The following is a 3190-nucleotide window of genomic DNA, read 5'->3' as shown; positions in this document are numbered from 1 at the left end:
AACATGCGCCCGCCAGTTCCAGAAACCTGGCTCAAAGGTGGCCCATAGAAATGGGGCTGGACAGCGCCGCGATAAACAAGGCCTTTACTGTTTGATGAACCGTTGGCCATTGCCACACCCAAGGCAGTGGCAACGTGGACAGCAAGAGGGCGAACAAAGCAAAGTAGAACATCTGCCTGTCTGGCGGCTCCGTCGTACCTAGTGACCAAATGACCAAGGCGGCACCAGCGCCCCCAAGCGCTGCCAGCAAGGCAGACGCTTCGCCAACTGAAATCCCCACCGCGTCGGGCCGAACGATAAGTGTCACACCAACAAAGCTCACCAAGACCCCCAGCCACACATACCTGTCCGATAGCCTGCGGAAGATGAGCCAAGCCAGGACAGGAACAAAGAGTGGTCCCGTGGATTGAAGGATCACGGCATGGGCGAAGGGGATGTGGGTAACGGCAAAGAAGTAGGTGACGATGGAACCGTAAGTGAGGATTGACCGCAGAAAGTGCATCCAGAGTTTGCTTGTTCCAAGCCCCCCGATTGGCGACCTCACCCAGACCCACAGGCACATCAAAACGAACATCCAAACATTCGACAAAAATACGAGGACGAGTATGTTAATGTCCTGAGCTGCTGATCTTGCAACCGCGGGCGCCAAGGCAAAGAGAAGCGCGGCAACAACAACATAGGCGGCCCCCCGTGGTATGTGTTGCGTGGCAGCGGACGGTTGCATCGATTACCTCATCTCAGTTTTGGCTTTGCTTGCTGAGGTCACATAGCCGATGACTACTGCCAACTGTGTGGCAGTAGTGTTATGCCAAAGAATGATGGCAGGAGGCGATACCATGTCCAGATCAGCCAGACTATTTGAAGTGATCCAACTGTTAAGATCATCGAGCAGACCCGTTCTCGCACGCGAGATTGCAGAGTGGTTAGAGATTTCGGTACGCACGGTCTATCGCGACATTGCGGCGCTACAAGCCATGCAGACACCTATCTTGGGCGAGCCAGGTGTGGGCTATGTCATGCGCAGCGGCTACGATCTTCCCGCAATCAATTTCGACGTGGAAGAAGCGGAGGCCCTTTCGGTTGGACTTGGGCTCATCGCGCGAACAGGTGATATGGGTCTCTGCCGAGCTGCAAAGCGTGCTTCGCGGAAGTTGCATGAAACCGCTCCTGGGACCCGGCGACTTGTCACGTCGTCCTGGCGTATAGGATATGCACCGATGGTTGAGCTCTCAGAGGTTCGCAAGGCAATCCGCACGGAGCAAAAAGTCCGAATTCGCTATCGCGACGTAGCGGGTCGGGAAACACAGCGCGTGATCTGGCCGCTTGTCCTTATCTACTATCTCGACGCGGTAATGCTTGCTGCTTGGTGCGAGCTGCGTCAGGATTTACGTCATTTTAGACTAGATCGGACCGATCACCTTAGAGTTTTGCCCGATCGCTTCGAAGGCAAGAGCGACGCGCTGATCAGCAGATGGGAGTTGGATCAAAAGGCCAAGACTGTCCCGACTCTTGAAGGGTCCCACGCTCAAGGCACTTTGAAAAACTAGAGCTTCGTGGGCGTCCTCATCAACTGACCGGGACCAATGCCCAACGCTTACCCCTTTCCCCTGCCGCCAGTCGCGACCGGCGAAATCACAAGCTCTCTATCCGATCAGTGCTGTCGGATGGCGCATCATCACGGTCGTGCATACCATAGTCGCAGATGGCGGTCGCGACCCGCAACCAGTAGATATCGAAAACAGCTTTCCGGCTCTTGTCCTGGATGTCCCGGTGCTCGGTAACGTTGGCCACTTTTGGCAGCTTTTGACCAATTGATTTGAAGCCGTCGAAATACTTCTGAGCTGACCCAAGGCCCAGCTTTGGATGAAAGTTGGCGACGCTCGTTCTTGTGAGCAAGAATGTTGAGAAGCTTATCGTCCAAGTTCAATGGGAAGATGCGGCGAACTCCACTTCGCTTTAGACTGTGTGTTGTGCTCCATCCGGCGCTTTGAGCCTGTAGCGAGCCTGCGTAGCCCGGAGCCCAATCGGATCAAAGCTTTACTTTTCGACTATCAGTCTTAACCGTTCAATAGCATCGTCCCACTGTTGCGATGCCCGATCAAGATACTGTCTGGCTTCGGTCAACGTATCCGGACGAACAGTGAACTGACTCTCGCGCCCCACGCGTTCACTCGTGACAATGCGGGCATGTTCGAGAACGGTCAGATGCTTTCTGACCCCTTGGCGAGTAAGGCCGGTACCATGCGTGAGTTGGGCAATGGACCGCGTTTGCCCGTCGCAAAGCTGGGATAGGAGAGACAGCCTAGTTGCGTCACCAAGTGCTGCAAACACAGAGGCTACGGTTTCCACCGTCATTACAGTTAAACTATGCGACATGGGCAGAAATGTTGTTGGCTTGGATGTTCCAGCCTTCGGTATTGTCTCGCAAAACCTCGAGCCGACGGTGGTCGGGAAGAGCTTCGAATCCGCTCTCCGTGATGGTCAAACGAGTTCCTTCGGCTGTGGGCTCCAGCCGAAATTCAACCAGCATCGTGGCCTGCTCGGCCACATCGGTACCAGATTTCTCATCGTAGTCGTGCCACCTGAACGAAAACAAACGTTCCGGCTCCATGCGCTCAACAATCGCACGCCATGGGTAGTTTTCGTAGCCTGGGAAGGTCATCTTTCCAGTTGAAACTGAACCCGGCTTGAAGGGGCCATCCAACTTAACGCGAAACCACTGACCAAACTCTTTGTGGTCAGAAATGGCATGCCAGACGCGCGATAGCGGTGCCTTTAGTTCGATGACTTTCTCGATGGTATCAACCATATTAGCAACCTCCTGGTTGCTTATTGGTATCATCGTTAGCTTTAAATGCAACTTGTTAGTTGCGCATTTAATTTGGAAAGGGTCAGTCGTGACTTCACTACCATTGTTTCTAGATGCGCAATTCGGAGGGTGCAGATTGGCTTGCGCCAGTGACTACGCGGGCCGTACTCCAAGGCTATTGCATGATTTTTGGACCAGGAAGAACAGTCGAGTGCCTCACCATAGGTCAGGTCGTTGAGGCACTCGCTGGTCAATATCACCTAGAAGGTGAACGAGGCATTTATGCTGAAGCCCTGGTTTTGAGCGAGGTCGCCGAAGGCGCTATGATAACCCGCATCAAAAAACACCCCATCGATCTCGTGCCGCAGACCGACATCAACC

Annotated in this window: 6 protein-coding genes; 2 read left to right on the top strand and 4 right to left on the bottom strand. The window is 54.0% G+C overall.

The features are described from left to right. Positions 1-31 precede the first annotated feature (31 nt). Positions 32-724: an EamA family transporter gene (locus SLH47_RS26150; protein WP_320244075.1), complete on the bottom strand. Its 693-nt coding sequence runs from the start codon at positions 722-724 to the stop codon at positions 32-34. A gap of 91 nt (positions 725-815) precedes the next feature. Here SLH47_RS26150 and SLH47_RS26145 point away from each other — a divergent pair, with 91 nt between their 5' ends. Then, positions 816-1547 (top strand): YafY family protein, encoded by a 732-nt coding sequence (locus SLH47_RS26145; RefSeq protein WP_320244073.1) that lies wholly within the window; start codon positions 816-818, stop codon positions 1545-1547. An 85-nt stretch (positions 1548-1632) separates the two neighbouring features. Here SLH47_RS26145 and SLH47_RS26140 read toward each other — a convergent pair whose 3' ends face one another. The 3 genes from SLH47_RS26140 to SLH47_RS26135 all read right to left on the bottom strand — a co-directional run bounded on the left by SLH47_RS26140 (position 1633) and on the right by SLH47_RS26135 (position 2809). Continuing rightward, positions 1633-1896 (bottom strand): hypothetical protein, encoded by a 264-nt coding sequence (locus tag SLH47_RS26140; protein ID WP_320244072.1) that lies wholly within the window; start codon positions 1894-1896, stop codon positions 1633-1635. Positions 1897-2037: 141 nt separating this feature from the next. Continuing rightward, positions 2038-2355, bottom strand: a complete 318-nt coding sequence (locus SLH47_RS26525; RefSeq protein ID WP_413785689.1) for an ArsR/SmtB family transcription factor — start codon at positions 2353-2355, stop codon at positions 2038-2040. A gap of 10 nt (positions 2356-2365) precedes the next feature. After that, positions 2366-2809, bottom strand: coding sequence for an SRPBCC family protein (locus SLH47_RS26135; protein ID WP_320244071.1), 444 nt, complete (start codon positions 2807-2809; stop codon positions 2366-2368). 182 nt (positions 2810-2991) lie between these two features. On the opposite strand from SLH47_RS26135, the gene SLH47_RS26130 reads away from it, so the two are divergent. Beyond that, positions 2992-3190 (top strand): hypothetical protein (locus tag SLH47_RS26130; RefSeq protein ID WP_320244069.1); only part of this gene is annotated, 199 nt, incomplete at its 3' end.

The sequence above is a fragment of the Cognatiyoonia sp. IB215182 genome (assembly GCF_033963905.1).
GTDB lineage: Bacteria > Pseudomonadota > Alphaproteobacteria > Rhodobacterales > Rhodobacteraceae > Yoonia.
Note: the sequence above shows the minus strand (reverse complement) of the source record. Positions and strands in the feature narration are given on the sequence as shown.

Bases quoted from the DNA above. Each gene is read 5' to 3' on its own strand.
- SLH47_RS26145 (WP_320244073.1), top strand. From the start codon at position 816: ATGATGGCAGGAGGCGATACCATGTCCAGATCAGCCAGACTATTTGAA.
- SLH47_RS26150 (WP_320244075.1), bottom strand. From the start codon at position 724: ATGCAACCGTCCGCTGCCACGCAACACATACCACGGGGGGCCGCCTAT.
- SLH47_RS26135 (WP_320244071.1), bottom strand. From the start codon at position 2,809: ATGGTTGATACCATCGAGAAAGTCATCGAACTAAAGGCACCGCTATCG.
- SLH47_RS26525 (WP_413785689.1), bottom strand. From the start codon at position 2,355: ATGACGGTGGAAACCGTAGCCTCTGTGTTTGCAGCACTTGGTGACGCA.